The sequence below is a fragment of the Humitalea rosea genome (assembly GCF_003253705.1).
Lineage (GTDB): Bacteria > Pseudomonadota > Alphaproteobacteria > Acetobacterales > Acetobacteraceae > Humitalea > Humitalea rosea.
Genome location: NZ_QKYU01000039.1, coordinates 1 through 22,786, shown reverse-complemented (window position 1 = coordinate 22,786; position 22,786 = coordinate 1). Strand labels below are relative to the sequence as shown.

21 protein-coding genes, 1 tRNA gene and 1 pseudogene are annotated in these 22,786 nt (G+C 68.6%); 12 read left to right on the top strand and 11 right to left on the bottom strand.

Features of this window, described 5'->3' with window-relative positions; genetic code table 11:
• The first annotated feature begins 217 nt into the window (after positions 1-217).
• The 9 genes from ffh (at position 218) to C8P66_RS21885 (ending at position 7,134) form a co-directional block, all read left to right on the top strand.
• Positions 218-1,603, top strand: a complete 1,386-nt coding sequence (gene ffh, locus C8P66_RS21925; protein WP_111400427.1) for a signal recognition particle protein — start codon at positions 218-220, stop codon at positions 1,601-1,603.
• Positions 1,604-1,623: 20 nt separating this feature from the next.
• Complete coding sequence (rpsP, locus tag C8P66_RS21920) at positions 1,624-1,956, top strand: 30S ribosomal protein S16 (protein ID WP_111400426.1); 333 nt, start codon at positions 1,624-1,626, stop codon at positions 1,954-1,956.
• Positions 1,957-1,967: 11 nt separating this feature from the next.
• Entirely contained in the window at positions 1,968-2,582 is a 615-nt protein-coding gene (gene rimM / locus C8P66_RS21915; protein ID WP_111400425.1) for a ribosome maturation factor RimM, read from the top strand.
• 4 nt (positions 2,583-2,586) lie between these two features.
• Positions 2,587-3,306 carry a tRNA (guanosine(37)-N1)-methyltransferase TrmD gene (trmD, locus tag C8P66_RS21910; RefSeq protein WP_111400435.1) on the top strand — a complete coding sequence of 240 codons (720 nt, stop codon included), beginning with the start codon at positions 2,587-2,589 and terminating at the stop codon, positions 3,304-3,306.
• A gap of 28 nt (positions 3,307-3,334) precedes the next feature.
• Positions 3,335-3,730: a 50S ribosomal protein L19 gene (rplS, locus tag C8P66_RS21905; RefSeq protein WP_111400424.1), complete on the top strand. Its 396-nt coding sequence runs from the start codon at positions 3,335-3,337 to the stop codon at positions 3,728-3,730.
• 94 nt (positions 3,731-3,824) lie between these two features.
• Positions 3,825-5,240: a 3-isopropylmalate dehydratase large subunit gene (gene leuC, locus C8P66_RS21900; protein WP_111400423.1), complete on the top strand. Its 1,416-nt coding sequence runs from the start codon at positions 3,825-3,827 to the stop codon at positions 5,238-5,240.
• Entirely contained in the window at positions 5,237-5,881 is a 645-nt protein-coding gene (leuD, locus tag C8P66_RS21895) for a 3-isopropylmalate dehydratase small subunit (protein WP_111400422.1), read from the top strand. The genes leuC and leuD overlap by 4 nt, the downstream gene beginning before the upstream one ends.
• Positions 5,878-6,990, top strand: coding sequence for a 3-isopropylmalate dehydrogenase (gene leuB, locus C8P66_RS21890; RefSeq protein ID WP_111400421.1), 1,113 nt, complete (start codon positions 5,878-5,880; stop codon positions 6,988-6,990). The genes leuD and leuB overlap by 4 nt, the downstream gene beginning before the upstream one ends.
• Before the next feature lie 67 nt (positions 6,991-7,057).
• Positions 7,058-7,134: transfer RNA gene (locus tag C8P66_RS21885), tRNA-Arg, on the top strand.
• A gap of 11 nt (positions 7,135-7,145) precedes the next feature.
• On the opposite strand, the gene C8P66_RS21880 is transcribed toward C8P66_RS21885, so the two are convergent.
• Together C8P66_RS21880 and C8P66_RS21875 are read right to left on the bottom strand one after the other, a co-directional pair.
• Complete coding sequence (locus C8P66_RS21880) at positions 7,146-7,439, bottom strand: chaperone modulator CbpM (protein WP_158537348.1); 294 nt, start codon at positions 7,437-7,439, stop codon at positions 7,146-7,148.
• Entirely contained in the window at positions 7,439-8,350 is a 912-nt protein-coding gene (locus C8P66_RS21875) for a DnaJ C-terminal domain-containing protein (protein ID WP_111400419.1), read from the bottom strand. Before C8P66_RS21875 ends, C8P66_RS21880 begins: the two co-directional genes overlap by 1 nt.
• Positions 8,351-8,623: 273 nt before the next feature.
• On the opposite strand from C8P66_RS21875, the gene C8P66_RS21870 reads away from it, so the two are divergent.
• On the top strand, positions 8,624-9,448 hold the full coding sequence (locus C8P66_RS21870) for an FkbM family methyltransferase (RefSeq protein WP_111400418.1): 825 nt from the start codon (positions 8,624-8,626) through the stop codon (positions 9,446-9,448).
• 93 nt (positions 9,449-9,541) lie between these two features.
• Here the strand turns inward: C8P66_RS21870 and C8P66_RS21865 are convergent.
• The 8 genes and pseudogenes from C8P66_RS21865 to C8P66_RS21830 all read right to left on the bottom strand — a co-directional run.
• Positions 9,542-10,289, bottom strand: a pseudogene (locus tag C8P66_RS21865) (IS5 family transposase); the annotation flags it as partial.
• A 78-nt stretch (positions 10,290-10,367) separates the two neighbouring features.
• Positions 10,368-10,949, bottom strand: a complete 582-nt coding sequence (locus C8P66_RS21860; RefSeq protein WP_111400417.1) for a DUF3035 domain-containing protein — start codon at positions 10,947-10,949, stop codon at positions 10,368-10,370.
• 59 nt (positions 10,950-11,008) lie between these two features.
• Entirely contained in the window at positions 11,009-11,503 is a 495-nt protein-coding gene (lspA, locus tag C8P66_RS21855; RefSeq protein ID WP_245903733.1) for a signal peptidase II, read from the bottom strand.
• Entirely contained in the window at positions 11,500-14,340 is a 2,841-nt protein-coding gene (gene ileS, locus C8P66_RS21850) for an isoleucine--tRNA ligase (RefSeq protein WP_111400415.1), read from the bottom strand. The genes lspA and ileS overlap by 4 nt, the downstream gene beginning before the upstream one ends.
• Positions 14,341-14,512: 172 nt before the next feature.
• Positions 14,513-15,502, bottom strand: a complete 990-nt coding sequence (locus C8P66_RS21845; RefSeq protein WP_158537347.1) for a CorA family divalent cation transporter — start codon at positions 15,500-15,502, stop codon at positions 14,513-14,515.
• Complete coding sequence (locus C8P66_RS21840) at positions 15,499-16,425, bottom strand: bifunctional riboflavin kinase/FAD synthetase (protein ID WP_170141600.1); 927 nt, start codon at positions 16,423-16,425, stop codon at positions 15,499-15,501. Before C8P66_RS21840 ends, C8P66_RS21845 begins: the two co-directional genes overlap by 4 nt.
• 10 nt (positions 16,426-16,435) lie before the next feature.
• On the bottom strand, positions 16,436-17,044 hold the full coding sequence (locus C8P66_RS21835) for an LOG family protein (RefSeq protein WP_111400413.1): 609 nt from the start codon (positions 17,042-17,044) through the stop codon (positions 16,436-16,438).
• 19 nt (positions 17,045-17,063) lie between these two features.
• Positions 17,064-17,489 carry a MaoC family dehydratase gene (locus C8P66_RS21830; RefSeq protein ID WP_111400412.1) on the bottom strand — a complete coding sequence of 142 codons (426 nt, stop codon included), beginning with the start codon at positions 17,487-17,489 and terminating at the stop codon, positions 17,064-17,066.
• A 104-nt stretch (positions 17,490-17,593) separates the two neighbouring features.
• Here C8P66_RS21830 and C8P66_RS21825 point away from each other — a divergent pair, with 104 nt between their 5' ends.
• Positions 17,594-18,724 (top strand): M20 family metallopeptidase, encoded by a 1,131-nt coding sequence (locus C8P66_RS21825; RefSeq protein WP_111400411.1) that lies wholly within the window; start codon positions 17,594-17,596, stop codon positions 18,722-18,724.
• Positions 18,725-18,737: 13 nt separating this feature from the next.
• On the opposite strand, the gene C8P66_RS21820 is transcribed toward C8P66_RS21825, so the two are convergent.
• Entirely contained in the window at positions 18,738-21,137 is a 2,400-nt protein-coding gene (locus tag C8P66_RS21820) for a recombinase (RefSeq protein ID WP_408882273.1), read from the bottom strand.
• A 220-nt stretch (positions 21,138-21,357) separates the two neighbouring features.
• Here C8P66_RS21820 and hemN point away from each other — a divergent pair, with 220 nt between their 5' ends.
• On the top strand, positions 21,358-22,695 hold the full coding sequence (hemN, locus tag C8P66_RS21815; RefSeq protein ID WP_111400409.1) for an oxygen-independent coproporphyrinogen III oxidase: 1,338 nt from the start codon (positions 21,358-21,360) through the stop codon (positions 22,693-22,695).
• Positions 22,696-22,786: the final 91 nt, after the last annotated feature.

Genomic DNA, 22,786 nt, shown 5'->3' with positions numbered 1-22,786 from the left:
ATATCTCAGACAAGTCGAGTCAAGTGCCATCTGGGCACGCAACGGCATTTCGGTTGACTCATTTTCGGGCGCGCTTCATACGCGGCCCTCCACGGGACCGCCCAGGCCCCTTCCGTCGCCTCATATCGGGGGGACGCCGCCGCTCCGCGAAGGCTCGCGCAGCGGCGCGATATCGTTTGGGCGGCTTCGTACCACGGCTTAGGGAAACCTGCCCCCGATGTTCGAGACCCTCTCGAACCGACTGAACGGCGTCTTCGACCGCCTGCGCCGACGTGGCGCATTGCGTGAGGAAGACGTGGCCGAAGCCCTGCGCGAGGTTCGCGTGGCGCTGCTGGAGGCCGATGTCGCGCTCTCGGTGGTCAAGGACCTCACGACCAAGGTGCGGGAACGCGCGGTCGGGCAGGAGGTGCTGCGCTCGGTCTCCCCCGCGCAGCAGGTCATCAAGATCGTCAACGACGTGCTGGTCGAGGCGCTCGGCGGTGGCGAGGGCGATACCGGCATCCGCGGCATCGACCTCAACGCGCCCTCCCCGGTCGCGATCCTGATGGTCGGGCTCCAGGGCTCGGGCAAGACCACCACCACCGGCAAGATCGCCCTCCGCCTGCGCGACAAGCAGCGCAAGAAGGTGCTGGTCGCGAGCCTGGACACCCAGCGCCCCGCCGCCCAGCGCCAGCTTGCCGTGCTGGCCGAGCAGGCGGGCGTGGTCTCGCTGGCGATCGTGCCGGGCGAGGGCCCGCTGGCCATCGCCGCCCGCGCGATGGACGAGGCCCGGCGCGGCTACTTCGACGTCGTCATCCTCGACACCGCCGGCCGCCTCTCGATCGACGAGGAGTTGATGGCCGAGGTCGCGGCGGTAAAATTCGCGACCAATCCGCATGAGACATTGCTGGTCGTGGATGCCATGACCGGCCAGGACGCGGTGCAGACCGCGCGCGCCTTCAACGAGCGCCTCGCCGTCACGGGCATCGTCATGACCCGCGTGGACGGCGATGCGCGCGGCGGTGCGGCGCTGTCGATGCGTGCCGTCACCGGCGCGCCGATCAAGCTGCTGGGCGCCGGCGAGAAGCTGGACGCGCTGGAGGAATTCCACCCCGACCGCATCGCCTCCCGCATCCTCGGCATGGGCGACATCGTCTCCCTCGTCGAGAAAGCGGCCGAGACCATCGACCAGGCCGAGGCCGAGAAGATGGCGGCCCGGATGCAGAAGGGCCTGTTCACGCTGGAAGACTACGCGAACCAGCTGAAGCAGATCGGCAAGATGGGCAGCCTGTCGGGCATCCTCGGGATGCTGCCCGGTGTCGGCAAGATCAAGGCGCAGCTTGAGGGCGCCAACCTCGACACCACCATCCTGAAGCGTCAGGCCGCCATCATCGGCAGCATGACGAAGAAGGAACGCCGCACGCCCGACATCATCAAGGCGTCGCGCAAGAAACGTATCGCTGCCGGCTCCGGCTCCTCCGTGCAGGAGGTCAACCGCATGCTGAAGCAGTTCGACGAAATGTCCGCGATGATGAAGCGGATGAGCAAGCTTGGCCAAAAGGGCATGATGCGCGGCGGATTGGCTGCCCTCATGCCCGGCCTTGGTAACAAACGACCGTTCTGATCACAGGAGACTGACTGACCATGGGCATCAAGATTCGCCTCGCCCGCGCCGGCGCCAAGAAGCGTCCGTATTATCACATCGTTGTGGCCGACAGCCGCAGCCCGCGCGATGGCCGCTTCATCGAGAAGATCGGTTCCTACGATCCGATGCTGCCCTCCGACCACGCCGACCGCATCCGTCTGCGCGCCGAGCGCGTGACGCATTGGCTGAGCGTCGGTGCGCTGGCCACCGACCGCGTCGCGAAGTTCCTGGGCAAGGCCGGCCTCGCGCCGATGCCGGTGTTTCCGGAGCAGCCGATCCAGTCGCTGCCGAAGAAGAAGGCGCAGGAACGCGCCGCCAAGGCCGCGGCCTGATCCGCTAGATCATGCCCGACCCCCGTATCCTGGTAGGTGAGATCGGCCGGCCCCATGGCGTGCGGGGGCTGGTGAAGATCCACGCCTTCACGACCGAGCCTTCCGACATCGCCTCCTACGGGCCGCTGACGGATGCGGAGGGCGTTCGCACCTTCGCGCTCGGCTGGCTTGGCGGCGGGGTGGCGCGGATCGAGGGTGTCGCGGATCGCGATGCCGCCGCCCGGCTGACCGGCACGCGGCTCTACGTCGCGCGTGAAAGGCTGCCGCCGGTCGAGGAGGAGGAATTCTACCTCGCCGATCTGGTGGGGCTGGATGCCGCAACCGTCGAAGGCGAGCCGCAAGGCCGCGTCGTCGCGGTCGAGGATTTCGGCGCTGGTCCCTTCCTCACCCTGCGCGATGCGGAGGGCCGGGAAACCCTGCTGCCCTTCACCCGCACGGTGGTGCCGGTGGTGGATGTCGCGGGCGGAAAGATCCAGGTGGCGCTGCCCGATGAGGTGATCGTGCAGCCCGAGCCCGGCGAGAACGGCCTGTCGGAGGAGCCGGCGACGGCGATCGCCGGCGCGAGCCCGCTGCCGCGCCGTTCGCAGCACCGCCGCAATGGCGGCCAACGCGATGCGGCGGATTGATCCGATGTGGCGCGCGACCCTGCTGACGCTGTTTCCGGCGATGTTCCCGGGCTCCCTTGGCCAGTCTCTGGCCGGGCGGGCTTTGGCGAATGGCGTCTGGTCCTGCGAGACGCTGGATCTGCGCGACTTCGGCCTCGGCCGGCATCGCCAGGTGGATGACACGCCGTTCGGCGGGGGCGCCGGCATGGTGATGCGCCCGGATGTGGTGGATGCCGCCTGCGAGGCCGCCGCGCCCGGTGGTCGTCCCCTCATCTTCCTCACGCCCCGTGGCAAACCGCTGACCCAGGCGCTGGTGCGCGATCTGGCGGCGGGGCCGGGGGCGGTGCTGCTGTGTGGGCGGTATGAAGGCGTGGACCAGCGGGTGATCGAGGCGCGGGAGATGATCGAGGTTTCGGTCGGCGACTACGTGCTTTCGGGGGGTGAGCCCGCGGCACTGGTCCTGCTCGATGCCTGCGTGCGGCTGCTGCCGGGCGTGATGGGCGCTGTGGAAAGCGGGGAGGAGGAATCCTTCTCGGCCGGGCTGCTCGAATATCCGCATTACACGCGGCCCGCGGAATGGGAGGGGCGCGACGTGCCGCCCGTTCTGCTCTCGGGCCACCATGCCGAGGTCGCCGCCTGGCGCCTCGAAGAAAGTCGGCGGGCCACGCGCGAGCGTCGGCCTGACCTGTGGAATCGGTGTGCGTCGCACGGTGGGGCGCTTGCCGCCGCCGCCGGCACGCACTAGGGAACAATTTCGGAAGGATTTTTGTGTCATGAACCTGTTGCAGCAATTCGAGGCGGAGCAGATGGCTCGCCTCTCCGCCACTCGCGCCACGCCGGAATTCGGCCCGGGCGATACCATCAAGGTGATGGTGAAGGTGGTCGAGGGCGAGCGCATCCGCACCCAGGCCTATGAAGGCGTGGTGATCGCCCGTTCCAACAAGGGCGTGAACAGCAACTTCACCGTCCGCAAGCTGTCCTATGGCGAGGGCGTGGAGCGCGTTTTCCCGCTGTACAGCCCGAACGTGACCGAGATCGTCGTGCTGCGCCGCGGCCGGGTGCGTCGCGCCAAGCTGTATTATCTGCGTGGCCGCACCGGCAAGTCGGCGCGTATCGCCGAGAAGGTCGTGGCCCGTCCGGCCAAGACCACGGCCGTGGCCGGGGCCTGAGCCAAACCGGCCGGACGGGAAACCGCCCGGCCGTTTTTCTATACGGGCCGCGCCCCCTTCCGCCGCGACGGCCCCACTCAAGACGGGGATCGCCATGGCCAACGCGCCGCGCACGCTGTTCGATAAAATTTGGGCTGCCCATGTGGTGGAGACGCTGCCCGATGGCACCGTGCTTCTCTACATCGACCGCCACCTCATCCATGAGGTGACGAGCCCACAGGCATTCGAAGGGCTTCGCGCGGCCGGCCGCAGGCTCAGGCGCCCCGATGCGACCATCGGCGTGGTGGACCACAACGTCCCCACCTCCGCCGATCGCCTGACCGCGGTGAACGAGCCGGAGAGCGCGCTGCAGATCGCGACGCTGGAGCGCAACGTCGCCGAATTCGACGTGCCCTACATCCCGCTGGCCGATGCGCGCCAGGGCATCGTGCATGTGATCGGGCCCGAGCTTGGCCTGTCGCTGCCCGGCGTCACCCTGGTCTGCGGCGACAGCCACACCAGCACGCATGGCGCCCTCGGCGCGCTCGCCTTCGGCATCGGCACCAGCGAGGTCGAGCACGTCATGGCGACCCAGACGCTGCTGCAGAAGCCCGCGAAGAACATGCGCGTCACCGTCGAGGGCACGCTGCCCGTCGGCTGCGGCGCCAAGGATATCGTGCTCGCGATCATCGGCCAGATCGGCACCGCCGGCGGCACCGGCCATGTCATCGAATTCGCCGGTTCCGCGATCCGCGCGCTGGACATGGCCGGGCGCATGACCGTCTGCAACATGAGCATCGAGGCCGGCGCCCGCGCCGGCATGATCGCCCCGGACGAAACCACCTTCGCCTATGTCACCGGGCGACAATTCGCGCCGAAGGGCGAGGCGCTGGAACAGGCGATCGCCTGGTGGAAGACGCTGCCCTCCGATGCGGATGCGGTGTTCGACAAGGACGTGACGATCGACGCCGCGACGATCGCGCCCATGGTGACCTGGGGCACCAACCCCGAGGCGGTGGTGCCGATCACCGGCACCGTGCCCGACCCCGCCGACGAGCCCGATCCGGAACGCCGCGCGCAGTTGCAGCGCATGGTCGATTACATGGCGCTGACGCCGGGCCAGAAGCTGGCGGGCACGCCGGTCGATGTGGTCTTCATCGGCTCCTGCACCAATTCGCGCATCGAGGACATCCGTGCCGCCGCCGCCATCGCCCGCGGCCGCCACGTGGCCCCGGGCGTGCGCGCGCTGGTGGTGCCGGGCTCCGGCCTCGTGAAGAAGCAGGCGGAGGAGGAGGGGCTGGACCGCATCCTGCTCGATGCCGGTTTCGAGTGGCGGGAGGCGGGGTGCTCCATGTGCCTCGGCATGAACCCGGACAAGCTGACGCCGGGCCAGCGCTGCGCCAGCACCTCCAACCGCAATTTCGAGGGCCGCCAGGGCCCCGGCGGGCGCACCCATCTCGTCTCGCCCGCCATGGCGGCGGCGGCGGCGGTGACCGGCAGACTGACCGATGTTCGGGAGTTGGCGGCATGAAGGCCTTCACCACGCTGACCGGCATCGCCGCCCCGCTGCCGCTGTCCAATGTCGATACCGACAAGATCATCCCCGCGCGCCACCTCAAGACCATCGAGCGCACCGGCCTCGGCAAGCATCTGTTCGATACGCTGCGCTACAACGCCGATGGCTCGGAGAACCCCGAGTTCGTGCTGAACCGCGAACCCTATCGCCACGCCGAGGTGCTGATCGCCTACGAGAATTTCGGCTGCGGCTCATCGCGCGAACATGCGCCCTGGGCGCTGCTGGATTTCGGCATCCGCTGCGTCATCGCGCCGGATTTCGCCGATATCTTCCATGGCAATTCCTTCAAGAACGGCATCCTGCCGATCAAGCTGCCGCGCGAGATCTGTGAACAGCTGATGGATGATGCGCGTCTCGGCGCGAATGCCCGCGTCACCATCGACCTTGAGCGCCAGGTGGTGGTGCGCCCGAACGGCGAGGAAATCCCCTTCGAGGTCGATCCCCTGCGCCGCCACATGCTGCTCGAAGGTCTCGATGAGATCGACCAGACCATGGCGCATACGGCCGCGATCGGGACCTACGAAGCCATGCAGGCAAGCGACAAACCCTGGCTCGCCGGACCCGGCACCACCGCATTGATGGATACCGCTCGATGAGCAGCAACAAGCGACTGTTGGTTCTTGCCGGCGACGGCATCGGCCCCGAGGTCATGCGCGAAGTCCGCCGCATCATCGACTGGATGGACCGCCGCCGCAGCGTGACCTTCTCGATCGACGAGGGCCTCGTCGGCGGCGCCGCGATCGATGCGACCGGCCACCCCTGCCCGGACGAGACGGTCGCGCAGGCGATGGCCTGCGATGCGGTGCTCTTCGGCAGCGTCGGCGGCCCGAAGTGGGACAGCCTGCCCTTCGACAAGCGCCCGGAGCTCGGCATCCTGCGCCTGCGCCAGGATCTCGGCCTGTTCGCGAACCTGCGCCCGGCGAAGGTGCTGGAGCCGTTGGTCGATGCCTCCAGCCTCAAGCCCGAGCTGGTCCGCGGCCTCGACATCATGATCGTGCGCGAGAGCACCGGCGGCATCTATTTCGGTGAGCCGCGCGGGATCGAGACGCTGGCCGACGGCACCCGCCGCGGCGTCGATACCGAAGTCTATACCGAGCACGAGATCGCCCGCGTCGCCCGCGTCGCCTTCGACCTGGCGCGCCGGCGCAGCGGGCGGCTGACGAGCGTGGACAAGGCGAATGTCATGCAGTCCGGCCGGCTGTGGCGCGCCGTGGTCGGCGAGGTCGGCCAGGCCGAATACCCCGACGTCGAGCTGAGCCACATGTACGCCGACAATTGCGCGATGCAGCTGGCCAGCCGGCCGAAGCAATTCGACGTGATCCTCGGCAGCAACCTGTTCGGCGATGTGCTGTCGGATCTGGCAGCGGCGCTGACCGGCTCGCTCGGCATGCTGCCCTCCGCGACCCTTGGGGCCACCGATGCGGATGGCCGTAGGCGTGCGCTGTATGAGCCCATCCACGGCTCGGCGCCCGACATCGCGGGCAAGGGCGTCGCGAATCCCTGCGCGCAGATGCTGAGCTTCGCGATGCTGCTGCGCCTGTCCTTCGGCATGGAGGAAGATGCCCGGCTGATCGAGACGGCGGTGGAGCACGTGCTCGCCGGCGGCTTGCGGACGGCCGACATCATGCAGGCGGGCCGCGCCCGCGTCGGCACCACGGTCATGGGCGAGGCGGTGATGCGGGAGCTGGACAAGCTCTCGGCCTGAAATCGCGGAAGCGGTGCGGCTGGGGGTTGCTTGCCCCCCGCCTCTCCGCTATTCGCTCCCCCAGGCGGCGCCCGTAGCTCAACTGGATAGAGCGCTAGACTACGGATCTGGAGGTTGGGAGTTCGAACCTTCCCGGGCGCGCCACTTTTTCTTCTTCACCCTGCTTCGTCGTCTGGTCCCGGGCTATCGGGTTCCAGGCCCAGGCGGCGCAGCCGCCGCCGCAGGGCGTAGAGCTGATCCAGCAGTGAGAGCACGACCGGCAGGGCGTCCTCATTCACCGCCATCGCCTCCCGCAGATCCAGGATGAGCGCCACGCGCTCGACGTCGATATCCTGGAAGACCAGATCGCCATCCGCAGCCTCCGGCCGGACATAGCCTTCGGCGATCCAGCGTTGCAGATCCTCGGCGTGCAGCGCCGTGAAGCGGGCGCAGAGAAGCTCCAGGGTCATCATTCCATCGCCTCCATCCCTGCCCGTGGATCGCCGGGCGATTCGGGCGCCCAGCCCCGCAGAAATTCTTCCAGCGCGGTATCCGGCGTGCCGATCACCACACGCAGGGTCAGGAACAGATCCCCTGCCGCCCGCTTGCCATGCGCGGCGACGCCTTTGCCGCGCAGCCTGATCTGCCGCCCGGTGTCGCTATGCGGCGGCAGCGTCACCCGCAGCGGGCCGGAGGGTGTCGGCACCGGCACCGGCCCGCCCAGCACCGCTTCCTTGAGCGACACGGGCAGCTCCATCCGAAGGTCGCTGCCCTCACGCCGATAGAGCGGGTGTTCGGCGACCGCGACCTCGATCATGGCATCGCCTGCGGGGCCGCCGTTGCGGCCCGGCATGCCCTGGCCACGAAGCCGCAGCACCTGGCCGGTTTCGACGCCGGGGGGGATCTTCACGCTCAACTCCCGCCCATCGGGCAGGTTCAGCCGCTCGGTCGAGCCTTGGACAGCCGAGAGGAAGGGCACCGTCAGGCGATAGCTGTTGTCTTCTCCCCGGCGGGGAGCCGATTCGGCGGCGCGGCGCGCGGCGAAGAGATCGGCGAAGATGTCGTCAAACGCGTCTGCCTCCGGGCGGCGACCGTAGCGTTCGCCCGGGGCTGCCTCGGCATGGCGGCGATAGCCGCCGCCGGCGGGGCGCTGCTCCTGCCCGTCGGCATCGATCTCACCCCGGTCGAAGCGCGCGCGGCGCTCCGGGTCGGACAGCAGGTCGTTGGCCATGGAGGCGGCCTTGAACCGCGCCTCCGCCTCGGGCTTGCCGGGGTTGAGATCGGGGTGGTTCTGCCGGGCGAGCTTGCGGTAGGCCTTCTTGATGGCCTCCGGCGTCGCATCGCGGGCAACGCCCAGGATTTTATAGGGATCTTCGGCCACGCCTGTTCCCTCAGAAGAAGCGGCAGCACCGCGCCGGAACGTCCCGGTGATGTTGCGCCGCGGCGGCCTTTCGGTCCAGCCTAGGCCTTGTGAGCGACGGGTGGCCGGCATTCGTCGGGCGAGGAGAAAGCTTCACACCGATTCGTGATGGCCACATGACTTGAATGGACAACCTGTGTCTGTGTTTATAAAAACATCCCATGTATTAGATGTGAGCGCGTTGCATTCGTTACCGTAACACCAGAAAATTGGGTCGTTCGTGGAGGATACGGCATGCGCCGTGATACGGCGGATGCGCGGGTACGCGCGTATCGGGAGTTGTTGGCAACGATCACCCCTGCGCAAGCAGGTGAGATGTATGAACTACTGACAACCGATCTGTATACGGCTGCGCTGAAGCCTGGAGATACCGCGCTGGATGGCGGTGCCAATGTCGGGCGCCACGCCATTCCCATGGCGCAGGCCGTGGGGCCGGCCGGGCGTGTGCATGCCTTCGAACCTTCGCCCGCTGTGCTGCATATCCTCAAAAATCGCCTGGAGCAGGCTGAGGTGGCCGCGCGCGTGACGGTGCATGAAGTGGCCCTTGGCGCGGTCGACGGCACGGCGATGTTCAGCGTGTTCCATGGCGCCACCGGCATGAGCGGCCTGCAGCGGCGCGATATGGACGAGGCGTTGAAGGCCAAGGTCGAGATAGAGGACATCACCGTACCGATACGGCCGCTCGACCATATCTTTCCCGACACCACGGCGGTCCGCTTCATCAAGCTCGACCTCGAGGGTGGCGAATACCACGCGATGCTGGGCGGCCGCGCCCTGATCCGGCGGCAGCGGCCCTTGATGGTGTTCGAGAACGGGCGAGGCCACAGCGCCAAGGACTACAACTACACGCAGGAGGAGTTCTTTGATCTCTTCCGCGCGCTCGGCTACGACCTGTTCGATGCGTTGGGGTTTCCCTTTACGCCCGGGCAATGGTCGATGGGCAGCGTGCCCTGGCAATACATCGCCATCCCCGAGGAAGCCGCGGCGGAACGCGCCGAGGTCTTTGGTGTCATCGCGGCGCGTCTGCGCGCCAATGGGCTGCGTGCGACGGATGAGTGACGAGGGGCGCTTGGCGCCTGTTCCTTCATCCGGGGAGGACTGACCGGACTCTTGCCTAGGCCGCGGGCAGTTTAGGGCCTGTCGCCAATTGAGCCAGACGGTAACTGCCGCAAGCTGAATGGCACCGAGGAAATTTCGGGCGGTTTTGTCGTAGTGCGTTGCGATGGCGCGGAACTGCTTGAGTTTGGCGAAGAAGTTCTCGATCAGGTGCCGTGTCTTGTAGAGGTGCTTGTCCGGGCTCCGAGCCACTTACCGGTGCGCTCGGGACGGGATGACGGCTCGTTTGCCGACGGCCGTCAGCGGATTGATGACGCGGGTATCGGCATCGAACGCCTTGTCGGCGATGAGCGTGTTGGCTTGCATGGTTGGAAGCAGATGATCGGCACCAACCAAGTCATGCGCCTAGCCCTCTGTGAGGAAAAGGCTGACCAGATTGCCCAAGGCGTCGACCAAGGTATGGATCTTGGTGCTCAGTCCGCCACGGGATCGGCCGATGGCTTGGTCCGCCTCGACTTTTTTTGGGCGCCCGCGCTGTGTTGATGGGCGCGCACGATGGTGCTGTCGATCATCGCGTATTCATTGCCGGCATCGGCCGACATGTGCTGGAAAACCCGTTCCCAAACACCCGATGCGGACCACCGGCTGTGCCGGCGATGGACGTTCTTCCAGTCACCGAACCGCTCCTGCAGGTCGCGCCACGGAATGCCTGCCCGGTAGCGATACAAAACAGCCTCCACGAACAGGCGGTTGTCGGCGGCTGTCACACCGACATGCCCCTCCCGGCCAGGAAGCAAGGCGCGCATACGTTCCACTGGTCATCACGCAGGCCGTAACGCCGCATCGGTCAGCCCTCGAAGCGCTGACCCTCTATGAATCGAGGGTTCCTCCCCAGGGGAATCCCTTAATTGACGACAGACTGCTAGAAAATGCCGCTGCCCCCGAAAATACCGGTCCGCTGGCGCTGGATGATGGGCGTCTCACCTTCTACCCCGGGCCGGCCGAGCGCCGCATTCTCCCGCAGGCGCTGGCTTTCACGGGCCGGATCGACCGCAATGCCCGGCGGCGGGGTGTCGCGCCAGAACATCAGCCGGTCCACCACGGAGCGGTCCGGCTGCTCCATCCGCAACGCTTCCTCATCGACGCGGCGGCGGATATCCCCGCCCACGTTCGGGCCCGCCTGGGCCAGCAAAGCCGACTCGGCGGCCGAACGCTGCGTGGCGCCCTGGCTGCCGAAGCCGGCGAGCTGCCCCAGCGTCGTCGTCTGCTGTGCCCCATCCTGCGGCCGCGGCGCGCCGGGTCGCGGGATCGGCAGGTTGGATAGGCTGGGCGGCACCGAAAGCGGCGCCCGTGTCACGACCTGGAACTCGTCCGGCGCGTCGCGCGTGAAGCCGAGGCTGCGGGCAGTGTCCTGCCCACACGCCCCGAGCAGCGGCGCCAGGGCCGCAACCAGGACCAGACCCTTGCGGGCGGAAGAAGCGGTAATCTGAGACCGTGTCGTCATGACGCATGGATTAGCGCCACGCCCGGCGTCGGTCGAGAGGGAACCGCGAGGCCGCATCATCACGCTGCCGCCGGGCGGCGGAACAGGCTGTCAAACACCAGCGCCACTACCCCCAGAACAATCGCCGCATCCGCGACATTGAATACGTACCAGGACCAGCCCCAGGCCTGGGCGTGCAGAAAGTCGAACACCGCGCCCCAGCGCAGCCGGTCGATGCTGTTGCCGATGGCCCCGCCCACCAGCGCCCCGATCGCCGCCGCGGTCAGGCGGTTTTCCGCCCGCCAGAGCCAATACAGCAGCACCACCACGATCACCCCCGCGATCCCGGCCAGCAGGGCCTGGTGCCAGCCGCTTTCGCCCGAAAGCAGGCCGAAGGTCACGCCGCGGTTCCAGACCATGGTGAAATCCAGCGCGAAGGGGCCGGCCCGCCACAGGGCCTGATGCCCCAGCGCGGGCAGGTCAAGCACTTGGCCCACCCACCACTTGCTCGCCTGATCGGCCACAAGCACCAACAGCGCCAGCGGCAGGGCAATCCCGATATGCGCGCGCTTCACGGTCCGACCGCGGCCTCGCAGCGGAGGCACAGGCCGGGATGGGCGGCGGATCGCCCGACCTCGGGCAGGACGCGCCAGCAGCGTTCGCATTTCTGGCCCGGCGCCAGGGCGAAGCTCGCCTCGGTGGCCTCGGCGGGGATCAAGGTGAAGCCGGAAGTGATGCAGACCTCGGCCCAGATCTCGGACGGAAGCAGATCTAGATCCTCGGGGGCCAAGGCAAGGCCAGGCGCGGCCTGCAGGCTGGAGCCGATGGCGCCACTGGCGCGCGCACGTTCCAGCACTGTTGTCACCTCGCCACGCAGCGCGCGCACCCGCGCCCATTTGGCGCCGAGCGCCGGGTCGCGCCATGCATCCGGAATCTCCGGGAATTGCTGCAAATGGACGCTATCCGTCTCGGAAGGAAAGCGGGCCAGCCAGGCTTCCTCGGCCGTGAACACCAGCACCGGCGCCAGCCAGGCGGTCAGGCAGCGATGCAGCGCGTCCAGCACGGTGCGCGCCGAACGGCGGCGATGGCTGCCAGCCTCGTCGCAATAGAGCGAATCCTTGCGGACATCGAAGTAGAAGGCCGAGAGGTCACCCGCACAGAACCCGTGCAGATCGGGATAGACCTCGGTCCAGTCATGCGTCTCGACGGCATGGCGGATGCGGGTGTCGAATTCCGACAGCCGGTGCAGCAGCCAGCGTTCCAGCTCGGGCAGCTCCTCGTAGGGGACTTCCTCGGCGGGCGAAAAACCATCGAGGTTGCCGAGCAGCCAGCGCAGCGTGTTGCGCAGCCGGCGATACAGCTCCGCCTGCTGCTCCAGGATGCCCTTGCCGATCCGCAGGTCGCCCGAGGTATCCGACGACATGACCCAAAGGCGCAGGATATCCGCGCCATAGGTCTTCATGACGTCCTGCGGCGCGGTCACATTGCCCGCGCTCTTGGACATCTTCATGCCCTTCTCGTCGAGCACGAAGCCATGCGTCAGCACCGCGCGGAACGGCGCGACGCCCCGGGTGCCGATGCTTTCCAGCAGCGAGGACTGGAACCAGCCGCGATGCTGGTCGGAGCCTTCCAGATACAGATCCGCCGGGAAGGGCAGGCCGCGTTCGGGCGTCAGGGTGAAGGCGTGGGTGGAGCCGCTTTCGAACCAGACATCGACGATGTCCATCACCTGCTCGTAGTCGGCCGGGTTGCGGTCATTGCCGAGGAACCGCGCCGCCGCGCCGGGTTGGTACCAGGCATCCGCGCCCTCGGCGGTGAAGGTGGCGATGATGCGGTCCTGCACCGCGGCATCGCGGAGCGGCTCGCGGGTCTTGCGGTCCACGAAGACCGCGATCGGCACGCCCCAGGCGCGCTGGCGGCTGATGCACCAGTCGGGGCGGGAGGCGACCATGGACCCCATGCGGTTGCGCCCGGCCTCGGGCACGAAATTGGTCTCGGCGATCGCCGCCATCGCCTTGTCGCGGATGGCATTGGCGTCATCCATGGCGATGAACCACTGCGGCGTGGCGCGGAAGATGACCGGCTTCTTGGACCGCCAGGAATGCGGGTAGGAATGGACCAGCTCACCCTTGCCGGCCAGCGTGCCTGCGGCCTCCATCGCCGCATAGATGGCGGTATGGGCCTTGAAGACGTGCAGCCCCTCGAAGCCGGGGGCCTGGGCGGTATAGGTGCCATCGTCGCCGACGGTTTCCGGCACCGGCAGGCCATTGGCGCGGCCGAGGGCGAAATCATCCTCGCCGTGGCTGGGGGCGATGTGGACGAAGCCGGTGCCGGCATCGGCGGTCACGAAATCGCCGGGAAGGAGCCTCACCGTGAAATCATAGCCGTAATTATGTAGGTTTCCAGCTAGTTCATGACGCAAAGGATGGGCGAGAGTGATGTTATCTCCAAGTGTCTCACCCCTAAACACCCGCTTGACGCTGTGAGTGGTAAGGCCCGTGTCTTTCGCAAACTCTGGGAGGCGCGAGAGGGATACTAAAATTGCTTCGCCGATCTGAAGTAGAGATCCTTCCGCAATACCCTCAACATGGATCAATGCATATTCGATCTCTGGACCATAAGCGACGGCCCGGTTGCCGGGGATGGTCCAAGGGGTCGTGGTCCAGGCGATAACGCTGGCTCCCAACAGGTCACGGTTGGGAGCCGGCACGTCGCCCGGGGTGGTGGTGACCCGAAACCGCGCCCAGAGGGTCGCGCTCTTGTGGTCGTGGTATTCGATCTCGGCGTCCGCCAGCGCGGTCTTCTCGACCGGGCTCCACATCACCGGCCGCAGCCCGCGATACAGGCTGCCGTTCATCAGGAACTTGCCGATCTCGCCGGCGATGGCGGCCTCGGACGAGAAATTCATCGTCGCATAGGGGTGCTGCCAGTCGCCGCAGACGCCCAGGCGCTGGAATTCCTCGCGCTGCACGTCCAGCCACGTCTGGGCATAGGCGCGGCACTCGGCGCGGAAGTCGAGGACCGGGACAGCGTCCTTGTCGCGGTTCTTCTTGCGGTATTCTTCCTCGACCTTCCACTCGATCGGCAGGCCGTGGCAGTCCCAGCCCGGCACGTAATCGGCGTTGCGCCCGGACATCTGGGCGGCGCGGTTGATCACATCCTTGAGGATCTTGTTCAGCGCGTGCCCGATATGCAGCGGGCCATTCGCATAGGGCGGGCCATCATGCAGCACGAAATGCGGGCGGTCCTTGGCCTCGTCCCGCATCCGCTCGCGCAGGCCCAGCGCCTTCCAGCGGGCGAGCCAGGTCGGCTCCTTCTTCGGCAGATCCCCGCGCATCGGGAATTGCGTCCGGGGCAGGAACACGGTGCCGCGGTAATCGCGGGGGGCGGCGGGGGTCGCGGTATCGGGCATCGGTCTCAGTCCAGGCCAGCGGCGGTGAGGTGTGTTTGGGCGTATCGACCCCGATCCTCCCCCCGCTCAGGCAGCGGGGCAGAGGTCGGGGCGGCGAATTCGCGCGGCGGATCGCTTGACCATGCGGGGCTTATGCTTACGGGCTCGGGCCGGGGTCAAGCGAGGCCGCGCCTCACATCATCCGAAACCAGCGCAGCGCGGCCAGCACGCCGCCGATCGAGCCGATGATGAGCAGCATCGCCAGGGCGAAGCCCCAGGGCGCCTCGACCCCCGGCAGATTGCCGACATTCATCCCGAAGATCCCCGCGATCAGCGCCGGCGGCAGCATCACCGCCGAGATGACGGAGAGCACGAACAGCCGCTGGTTGGTCTTCTCCGCCGCCAGCCCGGCCAGCTCATCCTGCGCGATCCGCCCGCGTTCCTTGACCGTGCCAAGGCTGCGGGACAGGGCGGCGAACCGCCGCGCCTCGCGGAACACCGGGGCGAAGACCTCATGCTCCATCCCTTCCGGCGGGTCCTGGTCCAGCTCCCCGAGCGCCTCGGCGGTGGCGCCGAAGTTGCGTTCCAGGCGGAGTGCGGCCCGGCGCATCGCGGCCAGGGCCACACGCTCGGTCGCGAGGTCGGGGGTGTGCAGCAGCGCATCCTCCAGCCTGGCCAGCCGGTCGGACATGCCCTGGATCGCTTGCCCGGCCGCCTCGGCCAGCCCGCGCAGGATGGCGCCGAGGGCGGCGCCGGGATGGGTCCCTTCCGGCCGCCGCGCGACGGCGCCGACCACGCTGAGCGGATGGCGGCGGGCGGTGACCAGCAGGCCAGGGGTCAGCGCCAGATGCAGCAGTGCCAGCTCGGCGGCCTCGCGACGGTCGGATTCGAAATGGAAATCGGGGATGGTGCCGCAGAGCGCGCCGCCCAGCACATCCAGATGCGTGGAGTCATCCGGCTCCAGCAAGGCGGTGCGGGCGGCGGCGGGCAGGGGCAGGGTCGCAATGGTGGCCCGCGCCCGCTGGTCCACCAGGTCGAAATGCAGCCACAGACCGGCCACCCCGGCTGCAATGGCGGCGGCGGCGGCAGGTTCGTCGAGGTTTTCCGGCGGCTGTCCCGGCCGGAAGCGCCAGGCTGCGAGCAGGCCCGGACAGGGCGGCGCCGGCAGCCCGGGCGGGGTCACGCCAGCAGCACCCGGGCGGCGGCGGCATCGGCGGCGATGGCGGCCTTCAGCTCCTCCAGCCCCGCGAATTTGGCATCGGCGCGCATGAAGCAATGCAGCCGCACCCCAACCTCCTGCCCATAAAGGTCCGCCGAAAAGTCGAAGAGATGCACCTCCAACCGCGTCTCCGGGTCGCCGCCCAGCGTCGGGCGGCGGCCGACATTGGCCACCCCCTTCACCTCCGAGCCATCGGCCAGCACGACGGTCACGGCGTAGACACCCCGCGCCGGCTCCAGGTGGCGCCCAAGCCAGAGGTTGGCGGTCGGCCAGCCCAGCACCCGGCCGAGCTTGTCGCCATGCACCACCGTCCCGCGGATTTCCCAGGAATGGCCAAGCGCGCGGGCGGCACGGTCCGGGTAGCCATCCTGCAACAGCCGGCGGATGCGGGTGCTGCTGATCGGCCCGCCCTCATCGGAGATGATCGGTGCGGTGGAGACGCCGATGCCGCGCGCCTCGGCCAGCCGCTTCAGCACCGCCACATCGCCGCCACGGCGGTGGCCGAAGGCGAAGTCGCCGCCGCAGGAGAGGTGCTTGGCCCCAACCCCGCGCCAGAGCACCTGCTCCACGAAGGCCTCTGCTTCCATCGCCGCGAGTTCGTCATCGAAGGGGATGGCGAAGACGGCGCTGCAGCCGGCCTCCTGCAACGCCTGTGCCTTGGCCGGCAGCAAAGTGAGCCGGAACGGCGGGTCATCGGGCCGAAAATGCTCGCGCGGATGCGGCTCGAAGGTCAGGGCGGCCAGCGGCAGGTCCGGCCGCGCCGCATGCGCCGTGCGCAGCACCGCGAGGTGGCCGCGATGCATGCCGTCGAAATTGCCGAGGGCGAGGGTGGTGCCGCGCGCCGCCCGCGGGACGTCGCGCCAGGAAGACAGCAGCAAGGGGGTCACGCGTGGTCCATCATGTCTGCGCCGGGGTGAGCCAGGATTCGGTGGGCGGCGCCGCGAAGCCGGCCAGCGCGTCCAGCGCCGCCTCGGGCGTTTCGGCCACCACGGCCAGTTCGCGGACATGCGGGCGCAAAAACCCCTCGCCGCCCATGTGGTCGAACATGTGGATCAGCGGCGACCAGAAGCCGTCGATGTCCAGGAACACAAGGCCCTTGCGATGGATGCCGAGCTGGCTCCAGGTCAGGATCTCGGCGGCTTCCTCCAGCGTGCCGAAGCCGCCGGGCAGCACGATGAAGCCGCCCGCCAGATCGGCCATCATCGCCTTGCGCTCATGCATGGTGGCGACGACCCGCAGGTCGGTCAGCGCGCCATGCCCGACCTCCCGCCGCAGCAGCGCCTCCGGGATCACGCCCGTCACCGGGGCGCCGGCCGCCAGCGCCGCATCCGCGACGATGCCCATCAACCCGACATGCCCGCCGCCATAGACCAGGCCCAGCCCGCGCGCGGCGATGGCCTGGCCAAGGGCGCGGGCCGCTTCGGCATAGATCGGGCGCAGCCCGGGGCTCGCGCCGCAGAAGACGCAGACGCGCCGGAGTGGGGTCGGGGGGGCGGAGACATCCATAGGTTGGATGTGGCGCGGATCAGGCCTCGCGGGAAGGGACCATGACCGTCGCCTCGCCATCAATCACCGGCTTTCCCGCCACCGAACAGACCGTGCCGAGCACCGCCCGCTTCCGCGCCGCATCCAGTGAGGTGACGGTCACCGTCGCGGTCACCGTGTCGCCGATGCGGACGGGCGCGCGGAATTTCAGCGTCTGGCCGAGGTAGATGGTGCCGGGCCCCGGCAGCTTGGTCCCGAGCACGGTGCTGATCAGCCCGGCCGAGAGCATCCCATGCGCGATGCGGCCCTTGAAGGCGGTGGTCTCGGCGAATTCCTGGTTCAGATGGACCGGGTTCGTGTCCCCCGAAACGGCGGAGAAGAGCAGGATATCGGCCTCGGTGATGGTCTTGGCGAAGCTGGCCGTCTGGCCGAGCGAGAGGTCCTCGAAGAACGCGCCGTCTGACATGAGGGGTGGTCTCCCTGGTTTGGGCGCGATCCTGCGCGCTCGGCGGGTGTCTGGACAGGGTAGCGCCATGGCGTGACAAAGCCGGGACGACACGGAGACACCCCATGGCCATCACACAGCTCGGCACCAGCGAAACCCTGTTGGAGGAGCTTCGCGGCTGGGTGGAGATGGAGACGCCCACCACCGATCCGGCAGCGTTGAACCGGCTGATCGACCGCGCGCAGGCCGGGCTGGCCAGCGTCGGCGCGGTGCTGGAGCGCATTCCGGGCCGCGACGGCTATGGCGACAACCTGGTCGCGCGGACGCCGGGCGCCGGCAAGCCGGTGCTTATTTCCGGCCATCTGGATACCGTCTGGGACCATGGCAAGCTGACCTCGGACATGCCGTTCCGCATCGAGGGCGAGAAGGCCTTCGGCCCCGGCATCTACGACATGAAGGCGGGGTCCTTCCTGGCCTTCCACGCGGTGCGCGAGATCCTGCGCCAGAAGACCCCGACCCGCCGCCCGATCACCTTGCTGCTGACCCCGGATGAGGAGGTCGGCAGCCCGACCAGCCGCGCCCTGATCGAGCGTGAGGCGGCTGCCTCCGCCTATGTGCTGATCCCCGAACCCGCCGGCGGCACGCAGGGCGCCTGCGTCACCGCGCGCAAGGGCGTGGGGCGGTTCGAGGTCAAGTTCCATGGCGTCTCGGCCCATTCCGGCGGCAATTGGCCGGATGGGCGCAGCGCCGTGGTGGCCCTGGCCCGGCTGATCACCGAGGTCCATGCGCTGGTCGATCTGGACCGGGGGGTGACCACCAATGTCGCCCCGGTCTGGGGCGGCAGCCGGCCGAACGTGGTCCCGCCCGAGGCTGGGTGCGAGATCGACCTCCGGGTCGGCACCGTTGCCGATGGCGAGGAGATGGAGGCCCGCATCCTGGCCATGGCCGGGATGCGCGATGGCGTGCGGATCGAGATCACCGGCGGCATGAACCGCCCGCCGATGGTGGAGAGCGAGGCCAGCCTCGGGATGTATGCGCGGGCGCAGGCTCTGGCGCAGGCGGCGGGGTATCATTTGCCGAAGCAGCATCGCGGCGGCGGCTCGGACGGCAATTTCACCGCCGCACTGGGCATCCCGACCCTGGATGGGCTGGGCTGCACCGGCGCGGGGGCGCATGCGCCCTTCGAGCACATCCTGTGGCGGGACCTGGCGCCGCGCGGGGAGGTGATCTGCGGGCTGCTGGAGACGCTGGACTGAAGCGGCTCCCAGCTCAGATCGGGCAGACGCCGCCCGCGCATTGCAGGTGGGCGGCATCGACCGCCTCATGCAGGCTGGGGTCCGCGATCGCCGCGACCAAGGCGGCGAAATGATCCTCCGAGACCTCTTCCTCCGGCAGATACTCGTACCCCAGAGCGTGATCCGGCCGGCTCGGCAGGATCGCGCAGCAGCGGATGCCGGGCTGATGCGCGAGCAGTATCTCGCGGAACTGGCCCAGATCGTGCCGGTCGGTAAACAGCTTCAAGGTGTAGGAGACCTGGTTGCCGGCGATCGCGCCGATCCAATGCCGCTCCAGCAGCCAGAGCCAGCGATACTGCGCCTCGGGCGAGGCGTCCGGCGCCGTGACCAGACGCTCACCCACACCCAGGCGCTGCATCAAGGTCAGCGTGGGGAAGCCGACCACCGCCATGCCGGGAAACGACTGGAGCACCCGCACCGGATAGCCCCGTGCCTCGTAGTCGGGCAGCAGGCGGTCGCTATCGCTGGTCCAACCGCCGGCATTGTCGCGGCTGCCCTTGAACTGCACCCACCGCAGGTATTGCCGCCGCGCCGGCAGATGCGCGCCCTCGGTCAGGCCGAACAGCTTGCTGGTGGTGCCGGCGGGTTTGACGGTGGTGATGGTGAAGGGGTGCGTCAGCCCGAGGTCATCGGCATAGGCCACGGCCTCCGCCTTCGCCGCTTCCGACAGGCGCGACAGCATGGCCCAGAAGGGCGCTGAGCGCGCCTCGTCCAGCAGGTCGTTGAAGTCCAGCCCCCAGCGCATCCAGGCCCATTCATGCAGCCCGGTCGGGCCGATCCCCATGCGGTTGGTGCGGCGGACTTCTTCGGCGTAGAGCGCATCCATCAGGTTGGCGCGCGTCAGGAACCGCACGCCGAGCCGCACGCTGTCCTCCACCCGCGCATCCCAAAGCGCCGCGACCCGGGGCGGTACCGCGCCCGGCACGATCTCCGCCAGCGGAACCGGACAGGCGAGCAGCGGTGCGAAATCGGCGATCACGCAATAGCCGCCGGTGACGTGCAGCGTGATCTCGCCACAAGGGTTGGTGGTGACGGGGAAGCGCGCGGATTGCGCGCGGCGGGCGAGGGCCGCCAGCAGCGGCACCGCATGATCCGCCTGGTAGCGGGCCGAGCGTACATCCCGCCCGTCCTCATGGGCGGGCTTGGCCCAGGCGGTGCCCGTGCGGTGATCCTCCAGCCGGTCGCCATTGATGAAGCCTGGCTCGCCATTGATGAAGGCGCAGCGGGTCGTCTCCTCGAAGACGGCGAGCGCGTGGCGGTCGAGCGGTGCGTCGCTGCCGGCGCGTGCCGCCCGCACACCCTCCCAGAATCCGGCATCCACCATGACGGAGTGGTTGGCGGTCCATAGCCCGCCTTCGGATTTGGCCCGGATGAAGCGGAAGATGCCGGCATCGCGCCAGGACTTCGTTGCCATCCGCGCGGCGCGCCGGGCCCCGCCGACCTGCACCTCGACCGAGAGGTGGTGATCGACCAGCAGCGCCTGTTCCCAGGGCGCCATCGCCGCGTCATCGGCGGCGCGATGGCGCGCGGGTTCGATGACATGGCTGCGCAGGTTCACGAAGCCGCGCATCAGCGACAGCGGGCCGGAGGCCGGGCGGCCCTGCATCCCGCCGATCGGCGCGCCGCAGGGGCGGATCGCGGAGAAATCCAGCAGCAGCGTCTGGTCGGAGGCTTCGGCGAAGGCGAGGCTTTCCAGCAGCTCCACCGCCTTGGCCCAGCCTTCGCGGCTGTCGGCGACGACATGGCTGTGGGTGCCGGCGGGCAGCGCCGTGCCTTCGGTCACGAATTCCCGGGCGATCCAGTCGCGGATCTCGGCGTCCTGCGCCGCGGAAAATGCGTCGAGGCTGGTGCCCCAGGGCAACAGGCCGAATTCGGCGCCAAAGCGGTGCAGGGCCTCCCGCGTGCGGGGAAAATCGGCGTGGGTTTCATCCAGTCGCAGCAGCAGCCGGGGCGCCTGGCCCCAATCCACCGCGACCAGCTCGTCATCATAGGCGCGGCCGACGCCGCTGCCGTTCAGTAACAGATAGAACAGCGTGAAGGAGGCGATGGCGGTCGCGCAATTGGTGAAGACCTCCATGTTGCGCCCAGGCTGCCGCGCGTCGCCATGCTGCAAATGGCGGCCGGAGGTGAGCAGCGCGCCGGTGGCGATGGCGTTGCGCAGCCGCGCCTCTTCGCCCGAGACCGCGCCCCGGTCGCCGAGCAGGGCCATGTTGCCGGCGGCGACCCGATCCGCGACGCGGCCGAAATCCTCCTGGTCCTCGGGCCGGAACACCGTGCGGCGGGCGACAGCGAGCCCCATGCCGGGGTCGAGGGCGCGTGCCGGCAGCGGCGTTTCACCGAAGCTGGCGCCGGGGATCGGGGCATGTCGCGCCATCCGGGCGCCGGGCAGGGAACCATCCATAGTGAAGCCTTTCTGGCCGCCCGCTCTGACACCGCGCGAGTCGGCAGAAGCAACATATGGTGGGAAGAATTCGAAGTCACCCACCATATGTAGGAAATTGAGCCATGCGGATCCTGCATTGGCGGCCTTTCCCGAGGCACTCGGCTTGCGCCCGATCAATGCGGCGGCACGGGGCCGATGTCAGGCATGAGCCATGGCCCTTTCCGATCCCGACCGGCTGCATGGCTACGCCACGGCCAATGTGCCGCGCTACACCTCCTACCCAACCGCGGCCCAGTTCGCGCCGATGAGGGAGGAGGACTGGCGCGGTTGGCTGGCCAAGTCCCAGGCGAGCAGCATCTCGCTCTACGCCCATGTGCTGTTTTGCCGCGAGCTGTGCTGGTACTGCGGCTGCCACGCCCAGCCGACCCGATCGGAGGCACGAATCGGGCGCTATGCCGAGGCCTTGCACGCGGAACTTGCTCTGCTCGCCGCGGCCCTGCCCAATAGCCCGGGGCTGTCGCATCTGCATTTCGGGGGCGGCACGCCGTCCATCCTGGGGGCCGCGCAGTTCCTGAGGCTGGTGGAGGCGATCAAGGCGCGCTTCCCCACTGTACCCGGCGCCGAGATCGCGATCGAACTCGACCCCCGGCGGTTGGACGAGGCCTTTATCGCCGCCCTCGCCACCGCCGGAGTCACGCGGGCCAGTATCGGGCTGCAGGACATCTCGCCGCGGGTGCAGGCGCTGATGGGCCGGTTGCAGCCGGCCGATGTGGTGGGGCTGGCCGTCGAACGCCTGCGGGGGGCCGGCATCGGCGCCATCTCCCTCGACATGATCTACGGGCTGCCGGGGCAGACCGAGGCAGATGTCGCCGCCACGGCCGGCTTTGCCGCATCGCTCGGGGCGGATCGAGTCTCGGTGTTCGGCTATGCCCATGTGCCCTGGATGCGGGCGCAGCAGAAGGCCATCGATGCCGCGACTCTACCGGGCACCACGGAACGGCTGGCGCAGCAACGCCGCGCCGCCGCGGTGCTGGTCGAGGCGGGTTATGTCGAGATCGGGCTGGACCACTTCGCCCGCCCGGCCGACTCCATGGCACTGGCCGCGCGGCAGGGCAGGCTGCGGCGGAACTTCCAGGGCTATACCACGGACACGGCGACAAGTTTGCTCGGCCTGGGGGCGAGCGCGATCGCCTGCGTGCCGGAAGGCTTCGCGCAGAACATCGCCGACGAACGGCGCTATCTGGCCGCCATCGCAGCCGGGCAACTGCCGGTCGCCAGGGGACGGGCGCGGACGGCGGAGGAGGTGGCGCGCTGGCAGGCCATGGAGCGGATTCTCTGCGATTTCCGCCTTGACCTGTCTGCGCTGCCCGAGGCGCTGCTTGGCTCGGCGCTTCCGGCGCTGAGGCGCCTCGCCGAGGATGGGCTGATCAGCCTCGGGGGTGGCGCCATCGAGGTGCTGCCTCCGGGCCGGCCGCTGGTGCGGCATGTGGCGGCGTGCTTCGACGCCGAACTGGCCGGCCAAACCGGGCGCCATTCCCGCGCGGTCTAGCAGCCTGTCGGATTCACGTCATGGATGTGGTTGCCTGGTCGGGTCTGGGTGGGTTCATGGCTGCATCAGGCGATGCAGCCTGCGGCAGTTA